This window comes from Actimicrobium sp. GrIS 1.19 (assembly GCF_035984655.1).
GTDB lineage: Bacteria > Pseudomonadota > Gammaproteobacteria > Burkholderiales > Burkholderiaceae_D > Actimicrobium.
Genome location: NZ_JAXCHT010000008.1, coordinates 81,163 through 96,767, shown reverse-complemented (window position 1 = coordinate 96,767; position 15,605 = coordinate 81,163). Strand labels below are relative to the sequence as shown.

The following is a 15,605-nucleotide window of genomic DNA, read 5'->3' as shown; positions in this document are numbered from 1 at the left end:
GCCGACGAAGCCGGCAGCGCAGGGAAAAAAAGTCCGCGCGACTTAATTTTTGATGTAATTCCCTTTGCGCATTTCCCGCTCGGCGACCTGTTGCGATGTTGCCAGCGCCTTGGCGACGGTCTGCTTGCCGGTCAGCGCCGAATTCAGCTGCTGCCCAACCGCCACGCCGATTGCCTGGAACTCCGGAATCGAGGCAAATTGCACGCCGACATACGGTGACTTCGGCAAGGTGCTATTGGCTGGGTCGGTCGAGTTCAGTGCCTTGGCTTCGGCATCGGCAAAGCGTGCCGCCTTCTTGAACTCGGGATTGGCATAGGTCGACTTGCGCGTGCCGGTCGGGATATTGGCCCAGCCGTTTTCTTTCGCTACCAGCGCGATGTACTCTTTCGAGGTGGCCCAGTTGATGAATTTCTGCGCGGCGTCGACCTTGGTGGTGCTCTTCGGAATGGCCAGCGCCCACGACCACAGCCAGTTCGCGCCACGGTCGGTGACAGCCACCGGCGACTGCGCAAACGCGACCTGGTCGGCGACCTTGCTTTGCTTCGGATCGGTAATGAACGAGGCAGCGATGGTGGCGTCGATCCAGATGCCGCACTTGCCCTGGTTGAACAGCGCCAGGATTTCGTTGAAGCTGTTCGACGATGAGCCCGGCGGACCGTACCTGGTCAACAGATCGACGTACATCGTCACCGCATCCTGCCACGGCCTGGAGGTCAGTTGCGGCTTCCAGCCCATGTCGAACCATTGGCCGCCATACGAATTGGCCATGGTCGTGATCAGCGCCATGTTGTCGCCCCAGCCCGGTTTGCCGCGCAGGCAGATCCCGTACACGCCGTGCGCCGGATCATGGATCTTGGCAGCGACGTCGCGCAGGTGCTCCCAGGTCGGACGGTCTTCGATCGTCATGCCGGCTTTTTTCACCAGGTCGGCGCGGTACATGATCATCGAGCTTTCGCCATAAAATGGCGCGGCGACCAGCTTGCCGTCGACCGACAAGCCGCTGCGGATGCTCGGCAGCAGATCGTCGACGTCATAGCTGGCATCCGGCTTGATCGGCACCAGCCAGTCGCGCTTGCCCCAGATCGGCGCCTCGTACAGGCCGATGGTCATCACGTCGAACTGGCCGCTCTTGGTGGCGATGTCGGTGGTCAGGCGTTGCCGCAGCACGCCTTCTTCGAGGGTGACCCATTTCAGGGTGATATCGGGATTGGCTTGCTCGATATTTTTTCCCAGTTTCTGCATTTCGATCATGTGGCCGTTATTGACCGTGGCGATGACCAGGTCGGTGGCCTGAGCGCTGCCGGCGATGCAGAGGCCGGCGCAAACGAGTGCGGCGTAGTGGTTTTTCATGAGGTCTCCGTTTTTATCGTGCCAGGTGGTGTGGCATCGTGTTGTCGAATTTATCACTCAGTGCGGCATCGGCCTGATACTAAAAAACGCACAGTTGATACTTTATTGCGTTGAACCGGCTAAACCTCGCACGCAACGGACGCACGATTGGCGCTACCATTTCATGGCGCCGTCACCCGGCGCAGGTACCATGTGGACCGCCCCTCAACCTGAACCCCCGCGCAACCATGCCTATCGACCCAGGTCATCTGTTCCACGCCTTGCTGCACATCGACCAGACCATCGCGATGGCCGGCGCGAGCCACGGCGCCGGCGTGTATCTGATTCTGTTCGGCATCATTTTTTGTGAGCTGGCATTCTTGCCGCTGTTCTTCTTGCCCGGTGACCCGCTGCTGTTTGTCTGCGGCGCCTTTTGCGCCGCCGGGATCATGCAGATCTGGATCCTGATTCCGGTCTTGCTGGTGGCGACCGTGGCTGGCAGTGTCGTCAATTATCTGATCGGGCGGGCGCTCGGAAAGCGGTTGTACGCGGGCGGCGTCGGCTGGATCAACCGGAAAGCGCTGGATCGCACCCACGCCTTTTATGCCACGCGCGGGCGGCAGACGTTCTTGCTGTCGCCGTTCATTGCAGTGGTGCGCACCTTTGCACCCTTCGTGGCCGGCATCTCGGGCATGGCGTTGCGGCCGTTCGCGCTGGCGGTGTGCGGTGGCGCGCTGTTGTGGATCGTCGGGCTGCTGGGCGCCGGCTATTTTTTCGGCAATGTGCCGCTGGTGCGCGAGCATGTCGGCGCGATCACGCTGCTGGGACTGGGCGTGGCGATCCTCGTCATGGCCGCAGCGCAATTGCGCAAACTGTTTCGCGCACCGTCCTGATCGCTTCTGCTACTGTCTGGGTTCCTGTCCCGAGGCGCCATGCGAATCCTTTCCCGTGTTTTTTCATCGTTGCGCCAACCGCTTGCGGTGCTGGCGCTGTGCGTGCTGGCGGGATGCGCCGGCCTGCCGGTGATTGACCGCGACGATGCTTTCAACGGTGAAGCCATCCCCCTGAGCAGCGGCACCACGCTGGGCCGGATTGCCGCCACGTCGCTGCCGTCGCCCGAGCTGTCCGGTTTTCGGCTGATGCCGCTGGGGACGTTCTCCTTCGATGCACGCCTGCAGCTGGCGCGCCGCGCCGAAGTCTCGCTGGATGTGCAGTACTACCACTTCGCCAACGACAACAGCGGCCGCCTGCTGATGCGTGCGCTGCGCGACGCCGCCAATCGGGGCGTGCGCGTGCGCCTGTTTCTGGACGATCTGTATAACGGCGGGCAGGATGACTTCCTGCTCGGTTTTGCTGCCCATCCGAACGTCGAAGTGCGGCTGTTCAATCCCTTCTGTTGCGCCCGCGCCCACGGCTTGCCGGCGCGTTTTGCCACCTCGTTCCCGGACTGGGGCCGGGTCAATCACCGCATGCACAACAAGCTGTTTGTTGCCGATGGCGCGATGGCGATCATTGGCGGGCGCAACGTCGCCGATGAATATTACCTGCGCAGCATGAATGAGAACTTCATCGACGTCGACGCCTTCACCGTCGGCTTCATCGTCGCGCCATTGCAGGCACTGTTTGACCGCTACTGGAACAGTGCCGCCGCTTATCCGCTGACGGCGGTGGCGCACTCGGCGTTGTCGCGCACCGAATTGATGGCGCAGTTCGACGAACTCACCGGGCCGGCGCACACACCGGCGCCGGACAAGCTGGCCAGCAACGACATCCTCGGCTACGGACCGATCGCCGACGATCTGGATGGCGGCCGGCTTGGCCTGATCTGGGGCGCGGCGTATGTGTTTGCCGATCACCCCGACAAGCCGTTCGACGATCCCCACGGTGAATTGGCGGAAACCAGCGTGACCTACAACGTCTACGAAGCGATCCGCATGGCGCGCACCGAGGTGGTGGCGTCCTCGCCGTATTTTGTTCCTGGAAAAAATGGCATGGCGTTGCTGCGCAGCCTGCGTGCGCGCGGCGTGAAAGTGACCTTGCTGACCAACTCGCTGGCGGCGACCGATGAATTCATCGTGCATGTCGGGTACAGCCGTTATCGCGAAGAACTGCTGCGCATCGGTGTCGACCTGTATGAGTTGAGTGGCCGGCGCGTGAAGCAAAACATGCACCCCTTCCTGTTTGGCGCCTCGCTCGGACGACTGCATGCCAAGCTGGTCGTGATCGACCGCAAGACGTCGTTCATCGGCTCGATGAATCTCGACCCGCGCTCCGCTTCTGTCAATACCGAGCTCGGCGCCGTCGTCGACAGTCCCGAACTGGCGCGCGAACTGATTCACATCATCGACATCGACCGCCTGCAAAGCGCTTACCGCGTGCGCCTGTCGCCATTGACCGGGCAACTCGAATGGCTGAGCATGGATGACGAGAAGGAGATGGTGCTGCACAGCGAGCCGGATTCAACGCGCTTTCTGCGCTTCAAATCCTGGCTGCTGTCGCCGTTGATTCCGGATGAGTTGTTGTGATGAAGAACTGCGAACGAGGAGGCAACATGAAGCTGCAACATCTGCTCGCCGCGCTGGGCCTGGCATTGCTATGCGGTCAAAGCCTGGCCGCGCTCGACATCGGCGAAGTCGCACCGGATTTCACCACCAGGGCGACAGTCAATGGCGAGGTGTTCGACTATTCCCTGCGCAACGAATTACAAAAGGGACCGGTGGTGCTGTATTTTTTTCCGGAGGCTTTCTCGAATGGCTGCAGCATCGAGGCGCATCGCTTCGCCGAAGCGATTCCGGAATTCAGGGAACTGGGCGCGACGGTGGTCGGGGTGTCACGCGACGATATCGACGTGCAAAAGAAGTTTTCGGTGGCGGCCTGTCGCGGCCAGTTTCCGGTTGCCAGCGATCCGCAGCTGACCATCGTCAAGTCCTACGATGCGTTGATGACCAACCGGCCCGATTATGCCAACCGGATCTCGTTCGTCATTGCCCCGAACGGCAAGATCATTTATCGCTACAGCAGCCTCAACCCTGATCGGCACGTCGACAATACGATGACGGCCTTGCGTGAGTGGGTGCGGCAAGGCAAATCCCAATAGGGCGCTAAGTGTGCGCGGTCACACAGACCGGCGCGGCAGCGGCGCGCACACTGGGCAATCCTTCACCAACACACAGGAAGCCATCATGATCAAGAACGCATCAGCCGTCTGGAAGGGCGGCATCAAGGACGGCGGCGGCACCATCTCCAGCGAAAGTGGCGTGCTGCGTGACGCACCCTACGGATTCAATTCGCGCTTCGAAGGTGGCAAGGGCACCAATCCGGAAGAACTGATTGGCGCCGCGCATGCCGGTTGTTTTTCGATGGCGCTGTCGATGATGTTGGGACAGGCCGGATTGACGCCCGAACGGATTGAGACCAAGGCTGCGGTCACGCTGGAGAAAATCGGCGACGGCTACGAAATCACTGCCAGTCACCTGACCGTGACGGCAACCATCCCCGGCGCCGACCAGGCCAAATTTGCCGAAATCGCGAACATGGCCAAGGTCGGTTGTCCGGTCTCCAAGTTGCTCAAGGCGACCGTGACGATGGATGCGACGCTGAACACCTGATTGCGCGCAACATCGTGATCGCGCCCGGCTCGTCCGGGCTTTTTTCATGGCGACGGGCCGGTCGCCAGCATGCCGACATACCCATCCGGCAAGGCCAGCGCCTGCAGCGGCATCCTGGACAGTTGCGCCTGTAACTGCGGCGTCGATTCCATCAGCGCCAGTCCGCTGCATTTCAGGCGCGCTTCGTGGCCGGTCCATTCCTGCGCAAAGCAGCGCGCGCGATTCGTCGCAACCGCGATTCCGGCCAACGCCTGCGGCCCCAGATAATCGTGGGCCAGGCGCTCCTGGTCCGGCAGAACCTGCACCTGCATCAGGTCCACGCCCACCGGCCCATGCAGATGGATTGCGGCAATCGATAATCCCGTCTCATGCGACACCGACAGGCCAATGTCGCTCCCTGCCAGCCGCATGGGTTGTCCCGGCGCCGAGACCAGTTCAATGGCATCGGCTGCCATCCCCAGGAGACTGCCAAGCGCGTCGCGCAGGGCTTGCCGGATTTGCCGGCGTGCCGTGGCGCGATCGCCGGCGGTCGTCACGCTGAGTACCAGCGTGCCATCCACAGCACGCGCTGCAGCCGGCCACGGCAGCACCGGCAGCGTCATCTCAGAACACCGCAGGCGCCGCCGGACAGCCGCGCCAGCTCGATCCCGGCGGAATGAATTCACCTTTCATCACCAGCGTTAGCGCACCCAGCTTGGCGTCGTCGCCGACCACCGCGCTGTAGAGCACCGAACTGCGCGGGCCCATGTAGACGCGCTTGCCGATGATGACGTGGTCGATCTTCATCACGCGGTCTTCGAACAGATGGGTTTGCGGACAAGCCAGCGCGTTGATTTCGCTGTGGTCGCCGATGGTGGCGCAATCGAATTCGGTGATGTCGGTGGTATCCAGATAGACGCCCTTGCCGATCTTGCAGCCGAGCAGATTAAACGCCACCGGCAACATCGGCGTGCCGCGCAGATAAGCCATGAAGTTCATGATTGCGACCCCTTCGTACAGGCTCGAGACGCCTTCCGAGAACCACACGAACGGGGTCCACATCGGTTCGCTGCGCTTGGTGTAGCGGCCGAGCAGCGTCCACTTCAGCAGCGCGATGAAGAGGAAACTGCCGATGCCGTACGCCAGCCCGGTCGCGGCCAGGCTGGTGATGACCGGCCACCACACGCCGTTTGCGGCCAGCGGAATCAGGTTCAGCACCACCGTGTAGCCGACCGCAGTGACGATCGCGTGCGGCGCAATGATGCGAAACCCTTCGATCGCGCCACGCAGCAGGCGGCGTTGCGGCGATGGATGGAAGGTCAGGTGTTCCGGAAAACCGGTCACGGTCTCACGTGCCGGCAGATTGATTGGCGGCGAGCCCAGCCAGGTATCGCCATCGCGCATCAGATGATTTTCCGGGGCGCGCGAATACACGCCGATCAGGACATTCTCCGGCAACACGGTGCCGTCGGCGATGTAGGCGCAGTTGCCGACAAAACTGCGGCGCGAAATCACGGTCGGCTGCATCGTCATCCAGCCGCCGTCGATCTGTTCGTCGCCCAGCAGCACGGCGTCGGCGATGAAGGTTTCATCGCCCAGCGTCAGCATGTCCGGCACCACGCCGAGCGCGGTGGAGATCTCGGCGTCGCGCCCGACCTTGGCGCCCAGCAGCCGGTACCAGAAGGGCGCGAACACGGTCGCATACACGCCATGCAGCACGTGCAGGCTGGATTCCTGGATCTGGTTGACCAGCCATTTGCGGCAGTACACATTGCTGTGCACCGGCCAGGTGCCTGGCTTCAGTTTTGGCAGCAGGCCCCAGCGGATGCCGGCCGACAGCAGGGCGGTGCAGACGATCATCACCGCCGCGGCCGGAAACGCCATCATGAAATACTTGGCCAGTTGAAAGGCGACATTGCCGCTCTGCATCCAGGGGAATCGTTCGGTGTCATCCAGCCAGTCGATCAGCAGGAAGCTCGGAAACACCGGCATGAAGAACAGCGTCGTGATCAGCAGCGCACCGATGACGAAATACACGGCTTCGAGCGTCAGCCGCAACGACGTCACCGCAGGACGTGGCGGATTGGAGGCGCGATCGAAGGCGCCGGTGTCGCGCGCCGGCGAGCCGCTCCAGACCCGGTCGGGCGGAATTTCCATGCCGTCGCTGAGCGCCGATTGCGCATCCAGATGACCATAGTCGCCGATCCGCGTATTGCCCTCCAGGATCGAGTACGAGCCGACGCAGCAATTCTCGCCCAGCGTGATGGCGCCGATGATCAGCTCGCCGTGCTGAACGCGGGCGTTCTCGAAGTTGGTCGCATTGCCGATGCTGGTGCCCGAACCAATCGTCAGCAAATGGGCTGCGCGCAGGGTCATCGAGCCGATCAGCACATCGTCGCCGATGGTCGCGCCCAGCGCCCGCAGCCAGCCGTTGTACAGCGACGAGCCACTCAACAGATAGGTGGGCGCGGCTTCCAGCACGCGATCGGACAACCACCAGCGGAAGTAGGTCAGGCCCCATAACGGATAGCGACCGGCCTTGAGATTGCGCACCAGCAGCAGATGGGCCACGATCGCAAAGCCGAATTCGAGCAGGGTTGCCAGCATGAATACGCCGACCGAGATCACGATGGCCAGCGCAATCGAATCGCCCGGCTCGCCAGTGAAGTAATGGTACGTAAAGAACGGCGCCAGCCACTGCACCATGCGCGACGCCACCAGCGGCGGAATCGCAATCCCTTGCGCCAGTCCGCACAGCCAGCGTCGCCAGCTTGCCGGCGGCGTCCACGGCGCATCGGCGACGGTGGCGGCGGGCGGCTCGGCCAGCACGTTGGCGATGCTGCCGATCAAGCGGTTGCGGTAAATGTCGCTGACCGTGACATGGGCAAAATGCGGGTTGGCGCGCAGCGCCGATGCCAGCCGGGCGGCGAACAGCGAGTGCCCGCCGAGGTCGGTGAAGAAATCCATCGCGCGGCGAATCGGCTGGCCCGGAAACAATTTGGCGAGCGCGCCAAACAGCGCTTCCTCGGCGGCATTCTGCGGCGTGTCGGAGGCGGCGCCGTCATGCGCAACTACCTGCAACGGCCGCACCTTGAGCGCATTGCGGTCAATCTTGCCGGAGGTCAGGCGCGGCATTTCCGTCAGCATTTCGTAGTGTCCCGGCACCATGTAGGGCGGCAGGATGTGCGCCAGCGCCGCGCGCAGTATCGCGGGCTCGGGCGGTTGCGGGTTGTCCGGCACCAGAAACGCGATCAGCTGGTCCATGCCGTCCTGCTGGCGCAGGAGCACGGCAACGGTGCCAACGCCTGGTTGTTGCGCCAGCGCGGCTTCGATTTCGCCGAGTTCAACGCGAAAGCCGCGGATCTTGACCTGCGAATCGGTGCGGCCGAGGCACTCGACGCAGCCATCTGCGTCGATGCGGGCCAGGTCGCCGGTGCGATACAGGCGGCGGTCAAACTGGCTGACCGACCATGGATTGTCGAGGAATTTTTCCGCCGTCAGGTCGGGCCGGCCCAGATAGCCAACCGCCACGCCCGGCCCGGTGATGCACAGTTCGCCCAGCTCGCCGCGCGGCAGCAACGTCAGCGCCTTGGCCGGATCGGGATCGACCACCAGCAGGCCGTAATTCGGCAAGGGGCGCCCGATCGTGACCGGCTCACCGGCATGCAGCTCGGCCAGGCTGGCCGATACCGTGGCCTCGGTCGGGCCATACGTATTGAATACCTGCCGACCGGCTTTGGCCCAGCGTGCCACCAGCGCCGGCGGGCACATCTCGCCGCCCAGATTGATCAGCCGCAGCGTCGGCACCTCCTGGCTGAACAGCGCCAGCAGGGTTGGCACCGCATGCAGCACGGTGACATGGTTTTCGGCCAGCGCGCGCGGCAATGCTTCCGGATCGGCGGCCAGCTCGCGCGGCGCCAGCCAGAGTGTCGCCCCGACCAGGTAGCTGATCCAGATCTCTTCGAACGACATGTCGAAGGCGACGGAGAACCCCTGATAGACGCGGTCTTCGGCACGCACGCCCAGCACCGCATTTTCGCTGCGCAGGAAGTGGCAGATCGCGCCCTGGCTGATTTCGATGCCCTTCGGCTTGCCGGTGGAGCCCGAGGTGTAAATCACGTACGCCGGATCGGATGGCGCAGCCGCGGTCCGCAGCGCCACCGCCGTGGTGGTCAGCAACGCTTCGACGGTCCAGACGGTGTCGCGCTCGGCGTTCAGTTTCAGGGCGCTTTGGGTACAGCTGACGATGCCGGCGGCCTGCGCATCGGCCAGGCAGATTTCAATGCGCTCGACAGGGGTGTCGGCATCGAACGGCAGCCAGCCGGCGCCGGTCTTGGCGATGCCGAGCTGGGCGATCAGCAGATCGATGCCGCGCGGCAGCCACAAGCCCACCAGTTGACCGGCGCGCACGCCGGCGGCCAGCAACCCGGCGGCGACCCGATCGGCGCACTCGTTCAATTCACGGTAACTCATCTGGCGTTGTTCGAAGATCAACGCAATCTGGTCAGGCGCGCGTCGCGCCGTCGCTTCAAACAGGTCGGCGAGGATTTCGTGGCGGATCAGGTCGGGCTGGTGCGGGCCATGCAGGATGTCGGCGGGAGTGGCAAAGAGCGGTAGCGGATTCATGGGGACGGGAAATAAGTGAAGGTCGAGCGTAGCACGCCATCGAGGGCGTGAACCGGTGCCGCGCGGCAGATTTACGCATGGTCTCGCGCGATGGTCGTGTCAGTTTACGCGCCGCAGGCCGGCACCGGACTGTTGTATCGATAACGACGCTATGTGAGCAGGATCGCTTTGCAACCGGGGTTTCGAGGCTTTTATTTTCATGGAGCATTATTCTGCAAATGGGTTGAACGAAAGCAGTGGTGTAAAAAAGACAGTTACCCGTAAATGATGAAAACATTTCCAAAAAGAAACGAGTGCCGATACACTACGGCCCGATGCAACCCATCTGCTGTTTGCCTGACCGCCCGTCCCAACCGGACGTGGCGCCGATGGTGACCCGAATACCTCCTTCCAATTCATACCGAGTGTACACATGAAGATTTTGCCATTGATGGCCGCGCTAGTGGCGCTGCCGTTTTCTGTTTGCGCGGCCCATGCCGATGACGACGTTTCAGCCATTGCGGTCAGCGGTTTTGGTACCGCGGCTTTCACGCGCAGCGATACCAACGACGCCCGCTTCGCCCGTCCGGCGCAGCCAACCGGCGTCGGCACCGGCTGGAAGGCCGACGTCGATTCCAACCTCGGCCTGCAGGCGACCGCAAAATTCAACGCCATGTTCTCGGCCACCGGCCAGCTGCTGGCGCGCAAGAGTTCGCGTGATGACATTGGTCTTGAACTCAATCTTGGATTCCTCAAGGCCCGCCTGTCTGATTCCTTCAGTGTTCGGGTCGGCCGGTTGGGCTTGCCGGTGTACATGATTTCCGAGTATCGCAATGTCGGCTACGCCAACACCATGATCCGGCCGCCGTCCGATGTCTACTCGCAGGTAACGCTCGACGCGCTTGATGGCGTTGACGCGATTTACCAGCACAGTTTTGGCGAGACCACACTGACCGGTCAACTCGGCGTTGGTGTCTCGAAATCGACCATCGGAACCGGCCCGAACTCGGTCGTGACGGTCGATGCAAAGCGCCTGACGGCACTCAACCTCACTGCTGAAAACGGACCATTGACCCTGCGCTTCGGGCGCTCCGACACCCGTATCACGATCGACAACTCGGCGGGCTTGAACGGTCTGGTTGGCGGCCTGCGTGCGGCCGGCAACGGCTTCGTGATTCCCGGGATGGGCGATCTGGCAACCCGGCTTGAAGTCAAGGACAAGAAAGCCTCGTTCACCTCGGTCGGCCTGGCGCTGGACTGGCACAACATCGTGGTGCAGTCGGAATATGCGAAACGTCGCACCGACAGCTATATCAACAATACGTCGTCGGCATATCTGATGGCGGGTTACCGCGTGGGTAGCTGGTTGCCGTACGCCAGCCATTCGTTCCTCAAGCGCGACACGGTGGTCGCCAACTCGGTACCTGGCAGCTGCCCGGCCGGCCGGCCTGCTTCATGTGGTCCTACCCTGCGCGTATTGTCGGCTGGCGTGACCTCGCTGACCACCACCGGTACGCAAGGCGAGCAAAGCACCAACACTATCGGCGTGCGCTGGGACTTCAACAAGTCGGCGGCACTGAAGGTGCAGCTTGATCGCATCTCGCCAAAAAACGGCCAGGGCATGTTCCTGACGCCGACGCCGGGCTTTACCGGTCCTGTCACGGTGCTTGCCGCCGGTGTTGATTTCGTATTCTGAGGATGCTGACCATGAATTGCATGTTTTCGAAGGTCGTCACGGCGTTGTTGCTGACGGCAATGAGCGCCGCGGCCATGGCCGAGGTGGTAGTGATCGTCAACCCGAAGTTTGCTGCGGCAAGCATGACGGAAGACGAAGTTGCGCAAATCTTCCTGGGAAAGTCGACTGTGCTCACGCCAGTGGATCAGGCCGAAAGTGCGCCGATGCGCGCCGAGTTCTACAAGAAGGTGACCGACAAGGAACCGTCGCAGGTCAAGACGATCTGGTCCAAGCTGGTGTTCACCGGCAAGGGTACCCCGCCGAAGGATCTGGGCACGGCGGCCGATGTCAGGAAAGCGGTCGCGGCTGATCCGAAGATGATCGGCTACGTCGACAAGGCGTCGGTTGATGGTTCGGTCAAGGCAGTGTTGACCGTGAAGTAAAATACGATACGGGGCTTGGCCCCGTTTTTTAATTTGACATGGAGCGATTCCAATCATGAGTATCAAGCGCCGCATCTGGGCATTACCTTTTCTTGCGACGCTGATTTTTGGAGTCGGACTGGTCATCAGTATCTATTTCTCGACCACCGCGATGTCGTCGATCCAGAATACCGAAGAGATCGATTATCCGGTGGTCGATCAGGCCAAGCTGTTGCTCTCGGACGTGCAGGCGATCACCGACGGCTTCAAGGATGCGGTCGGCGAGGGCGACAAGAAGCGCCCCGATCTGATTGCCGAGCAAGCCAAAAAAGTCCGTGAGCGGATGAAGAAATTTGCCGCCATCAAGGGGCAGGAAGCGACCGGAACGCGGCTCGGTGCCGAATTCGATGCCTACTATGCGCCGGCGGCAAAGTCGGCCCGGCTGATGCTGGAAATGGAGCAGGGTGATGCGCAACCGGCGATCGCGGCGATGCAATCATCGCTCAAGGTGCTCGAAGCCGACCTCGCCAAAACCAACGAAGTCGCGCAGCTGCAGTTCAAGAACGGCATTGCCCATAGCGCTGCCAACGTGCGCAGCGTGCTGATCACCAGCGTGCTGGTGGCGCTGATTGTGACGCTGTCGCTGGTGGTGGTGTCGTACTTCGTGGTGCGCACGATCTGGCAGCAACTCGGCGGTGAACCGGAATACGCCCGCACCATTGCGCAAACCATTGCCGCCGGCGACCTGTCGATGGATATCACGGTCGACACGCACGACGGCAGCAGCTTGCTGGGCGCGCTGAAGGAAATGAAGTTGCGGCTGGAAGGCATGATCTCCGGCATCAAGGTGTCGTCCGAAACGATCCATGTGGCCAGCAGCGAGATCGCGTCGGGCAACGCCGATTTGTCATCGCGCACCGAATCGCAGGCCAGCAGCCTGCAGCAGACGGCAGCGCAAATGGCGGCCATGACCGACACCGTCAAGCAAAATGCCGACAATGCCCGGCAAGCCAATCAGTTGGTCGTCAGCGCCTCCGATGTCGCAGTGCGCGGCGGCCGCGTGGTCGGCGAGGTGGTCAGCACGATGGCCGACATCAATGGCTCGGCCCGCAAGATCGCCGACATCATCAGCGTCATCGACGGGATTGCGTTCCAGACCAACATCCTCGCGCTGAATGCTGCGGTGGAAGCGGCCCGCGCCGGTGAGCAGGGTCGCGGTTTTGCCGTGGTGGCCGCGGAAGTGCGCAATCTGGCCCAGCGCAGCGCCGCCGCCGCACGCGAGATCAAGATGCTGATCAATGACTCCGTGGCAAATGTCGAAAAAGGCTCGGCACTGGTGGATGAGGCCGGCAACACGATGGAAGAGATCGTTGCGTCGGTGAAGCGGGTTACCGACATCATGTCGGAGATTTCTGCGGCGAGCACCGAACAGAGCGCCGGCATCGAAGAAATTGGCCAGGCCGTCTCGGCCATGGATGAAATGACCCAGCAGAACTCTGCGCTGGTGGAACAGGCTGCCGCTGCCGCCGAATCGCTGCAGCAGCAGGCCGTCAGCCTGAATACCAGTCTGGCCGACTTCAAACTGTCGGCGCAACTCAGCGCCACGATCAGCACATTGCCGGTGCGTCAGCGCGCCGCCGTGCCAGCAATGCCGCGCACGGCCCCAGCGCGTTTGCCGAAGGCGTCCGCCTCGTCGGACTGGGAATCGTTCTAGACCACGGTGGTGGTCGCGGCAATCAGCTAGACTTGGCCGATTCGAACCCGCCAGGACCCTGCCCATGATTGCCACCTTCGCCACCCTGCTGGTGTTTCAATCGATCGGCGAGGGCCTCGCCCATGCGTTGTCGTTGCCAATTCCCGGCCCGGTCATCGGCATGCTGTTGTTGCTGGTGTACCTGATGCTCAAGCGCGACGCCGCGGCCAAACTGGCGCCAACCTCCATGGAACTGCTGCGCCATCTGTCGCTGCTGTTTGTTCCCGCCGGGGTCGGCATCATGGTCCACGCACAGCGGGTCTCGGCCGAATGGCTGCCGATCGCGGTGGCGCTGGCAAGCAGCACCGTGGTCTCGATTGCGGTCACGGCAGCCGTGGTGCGCAGGTTGCAGAAATGACGCCCCGGCTCAATGAAATCTGGGTTTATCTGGCGGGCTCGCCGTTGCTCGGACTAACGGCAACGCTGCTGGCATATCAACTGGCGTGGACCATCTACCAGCGCGCCAAATTCAACCCGCTGGCCAATCCGGTGGCGATTTCCGTGGCGCTGCTGGTGCTGGTCCTGACGCTGACCGGCACACCGTATCAAACCTATTTCGACGGCGCGCAGTTCGTCCATTTCCTGCTCGGGCCGGCCACCGTGGCGCTGGCCATTCCGCTGTATCAGCAATTGTCGAAACTGCGCCGCGACTGGTTTGCGTTGCTGGTCGGCGTGCTGGCCGGCAGCACGGCGGCGATCGCCACGGCGATGGGCACGGCCTGGCTGCTGGGCGCGTCGAAGGCAACCATCCTGTCGCTGGCGCCGAAATCGGTGACCACGCCGATTGCGATGGGTATCGCCGAGAAGATCGGTGGCCTGCCGTCGCTGACGGCGGTGCTGGTGATCGCTACCGGGATTCTCGGGGCGACCCTGGCGCGCAGCATCCTGCGGCTGATGAAAGTGACCGACCACAGCGTGATGGGCTTTGCGCTGGGCGTCTCGGCGCATGGCATCGGCACCGCGCGCGGCTTTCAGGTCAGTGAAGAGATGGGCGCCTTTGCCGGTCTGGCGATGGGCGTGTCCGGCGTGTTGACGGCGTTGCTGTTGCCGCTGGCGCTGCGGCTGCTCGGGGTGATCTGACTACGACGGGTCGGTCTGGCGCGCACGGCGCTCCCAGAACGCCAGGTCCGAGGCCGGATGGGCCACGCATGGCAGGATGTAGCCGGCCTTTTTTTCTTCCGCACTCAGGCCGGGCCAATCGATCCGGTACTGCACCGAACCCTCGCTCAAGCGGCACAGGCAGGTGCGGCAGCTGCCATTGCGGCAGGAGCTCGGCAGGGTAATGCCGGCCAGCCGCGCCGCCTCCATCAGCGGCATCGACGGGTCGGCCTCGAAGGTCCACTCCTGCGGTTCGATGGTGACGGAAAAGCGCTGCATGATTACGGCATGTTGCCCATCGCATCGCCGAGCCGGACCGGCACGCCGGCCACCCAGTCGGGATTGAGCACGATGCGTCCGGCCGGGAACAGCATCACCACGGTCGAACCCAGCAGAAATTGGCCCATTTCCTCGCCCTTGCCGAGCACGATCTGCTGGTCGCTGTAATCCCATTCGCGGATGGCGCGGGTGCGCGGCGGATTGACCACGCCATGCCACACGGTTTTCATGCTGCCGACGATAGTCGCACCGACCAGCGTCAGCACGAACGGCCCGTCGGCGTTCTCGAACACACACACCACGCGCTCGTTGCGGGCGAACAGGCCCGGTACGCCGCGCGCCGTCACCGGGTTCACCGAGAACAGGTCGCCGGGGACGTAAATCATGCGCAACAGGCGACCCGCGCAGGGCATGTGAATCCGGTGGTAATCCTTCGGACTCAGATAGATGGTGGCGAAGCTGCCATTGAGGAACTGGTTGGCCAGCTGGTGATCGCCACCGACCAGCGCAGTAGTCGAGTAGTGATGGCCCTTGGCCTGAAAAATCTGGTCGCGTTCGATCGCACCCAGTTGGCTGATCGCGCCATCGACCGGACAAATGAAATCGGTCTCGGCCAGGGTACGGGCGCCGGGCCGCAGCGCGCGGGTAAAAAACGCATTGAAACTCGGATAGCTGCTGATGTCCGGATTGGCGGCTTCATCCATGTTGACCTGATAACGGGCAACGAAGCTGCGGATTATGCCGGTGGTGATGGCGCCGGCCTGGCCATTGGCGACGATCCCGGAAAACCAGTTGATGGCTTTCTTCGGCAGCAGGTATTGCAAGACAACAAAGGGATCGGGCACGGTGACTTTCAA

General features: G+C 62.5%; 14 protein-coding genes. 9 read left to right on the top strand and 5 right to left on the bottom strand.

From position 1 onward, the window contains the following. Nucleotides 1-42: 42 nt before the first annotated feature. Entirely contained in the window at nucleotides 43-1,350 is a 1,308-nt protein-coding gene (locus RCH09_RS08230) for an ABC transporter substrate-binding protein (RefSeq protein ID WP_326940584.1), read from the bottom strand. A gap of 227 nt (nucleotides 1,351-1,577) precedes the next feature. Here RCH09_RS08230 and RCH09_RS08225 point away from each other — a divergent pair, with 227 nt between their 5' ends. From RCH09_RS08225 to RCH09_RS08210, 4 genes are all read left to right on the top strand, one after another. Next, nucleotides 1,578-2,222, top strand: coding sequence for a VTT domain-containing protein (locus RCH09_RS08225; RefSeq protein ID WP_326940583.1), 645 nt, complete (start codon nucleotides 1,578-1,580; stop codon nucleotides 2,220-2,222). Nucleotides 2,223-2,261: 39 nt separating this feature from the next. Next, nucleotides 2,262-3,854, top strand: coding sequence for a phospholipase D family protein (locus tag RCH09_RS08220; RefSeq protein WP_326940582.1), 1,593 nt, complete (start codon nucleotides 2,262-2,264; stop codon nucleotides 3,852-3,854). Between the two features lie 26 nt (nucleotides 3,855-3,880). Then, entirely contained in the window at nucleotides 3,881-4,426 is a 546-nt protein-coding gene (locus tag RCH09_RS08215) for a peroxiredoxin (RefSeq protein WP_326940581.1), read from the top strand. Nucleotides 4,427-4,511: 85 nt separating this feature from the next. Continuing rightward, complete coding sequence (locus tag RCH09_RS08210) at nucleotides 4,512-4,937, top strand: OsmC family protein (RefSeq protein WP_326940580.1); 426 nt, start codon at nucleotides 4,512-4,514, stop codon at nucleotides 4,935-4,937. Between the two features lie 44 nt (nucleotides 4,938-4,981). Here the strand turns inward: RCH09_RS08210 and RCH09_RS08205 are convergent, their stop codons facing one another. Both RCH09_RS08205 and RCH09_RS08200 read right to left on the bottom strand, forming a co-directional pair. Further along, on the bottom strand, nucleotides 4,982-5,539 hold the full coding sequence (locus RCH09_RS08205) for a 4'-phosphopantetheinyl transferase family protein (RefSeq protein WP_326940579.1): 558 nt from the start codon (nucleotides 5,537-5,539) through the stop codon (nucleotides 4,982-4,984). 1 nt (nucleotide 5,540) lies between these two features. After that, nucleotides 5,541-9,542, bottom strand: coding sequence for a Pls/PosA family non-ribosomal peptide synthetase (locus RCH09_RS08200; protein WP_326940578.1), 4,002 nt, complete (start codon nucleotides 9,540-9,542; stop codon nucleotides 5,541-5,543). Nucleotides 9,543-9,954: 412 nt separating this feature from the next. Between RCH09_RS08200 and RCH09_RS08195 the strand changes: the two genes are divergently transcribed. The 5 genes from RCH09_RS08195 (at nucleotide 9,955) to RCH09_RS08175 (ending at nucleotide 14,451) form a co-directional block, all read left to right on the top strand. Further along, on the top strand, nucleotides 9,955-11,217 hold the full coding sequence (locus RCH09_RS08195) for a hypothetical protein (RefSeq protein WP_326940577.1): 1,263 nt from the start codon (nucleotides 9,955-9,957) through the stop codon (nucleotides 11,215-11,217). 11 nt (nucleotides 11,218-11,228) lie between these two features. Then, nucleotides 11,229-11,639 (top strand): hypothetical protein, encoded by a 411-nt coding sequence (locus RCH09_RS08190; RefSeq protein ID WP_326940576.1) that lies wholly within the window; start codon nucleotides 11,229-11,231, stop codon nucleotides 11,637-11,639. Between the two features lie 55 nt (nucleotides 11,640-11,694). Continuing rightward, nucleotides 11,695-13,332, top strand: a complete 1,638-nt coding sequence (locus RCH09_RS08185) for a methyl-accepting chemotaxis protein (RefSeq protein ID WP_326940575.1) — start codon at nucleotides 11,695-11,697, stop codon at nucleotides 13,330-13,332. A 64-nt stretch (nucleotides 13,333-13,396) separates the two neighbouring features. Continuing rightward, the gene (locus RCH09_RS08180; protein ID WP_326940574.1) at nucleotides 13,397-13,729 is read left to right on the top strand and encodes a CidA/LrgA family protein; all 333 of its coding nucleotides are present in this window, start codon (nucleotides 13,397-13,399) and stop codon (nucleotides 13,727-13,729) included. Then, entirely contained in the window at nucleotides 13,726-14,451 is a 726-nt protein-coding gene (locus RCH09_RS08175) for an LrgB family protein (protein WP_326940573.1), read from the top strand. The genes RCH09_RS08180 and RCH09_RS08175 overlap by 4 nt, the downstream gene beginning before the upstream one ends. On the opposite strand, the gene RCH09_RS08170 is transcribed toward RCH09_RS08175, so the two are convergent. Further along, nucleotides 14,452-14,748 (bottom strand): 2Fe-2S iron-sulfur cluster-binding protein, encoded by a 297-nt coding sequence (locus RCH09_RS08170; protein WP_326940572.1) that lies wholly within the window; start codon nucleotides 14,746-14,748, stop codon nucleotides 14,452-14,454. A 2-nt stretch (nucleotides 14,749-14,750) separates the two neighbouring features. Next, complete coding sequence (gene asd, locus RCH09_RS08165; protein WP_442785017.1) at nucleotides 14,751-15,593, bottom strand: archaetidylserine decarboxylase; 843 nt, start codon at nucleotides 15,591-15,593, stop codon at nucleotides 14,751-14,753. Between the last annotated feature and the right edge of the window lie 12 nt (nucleotides 15,594-15,605).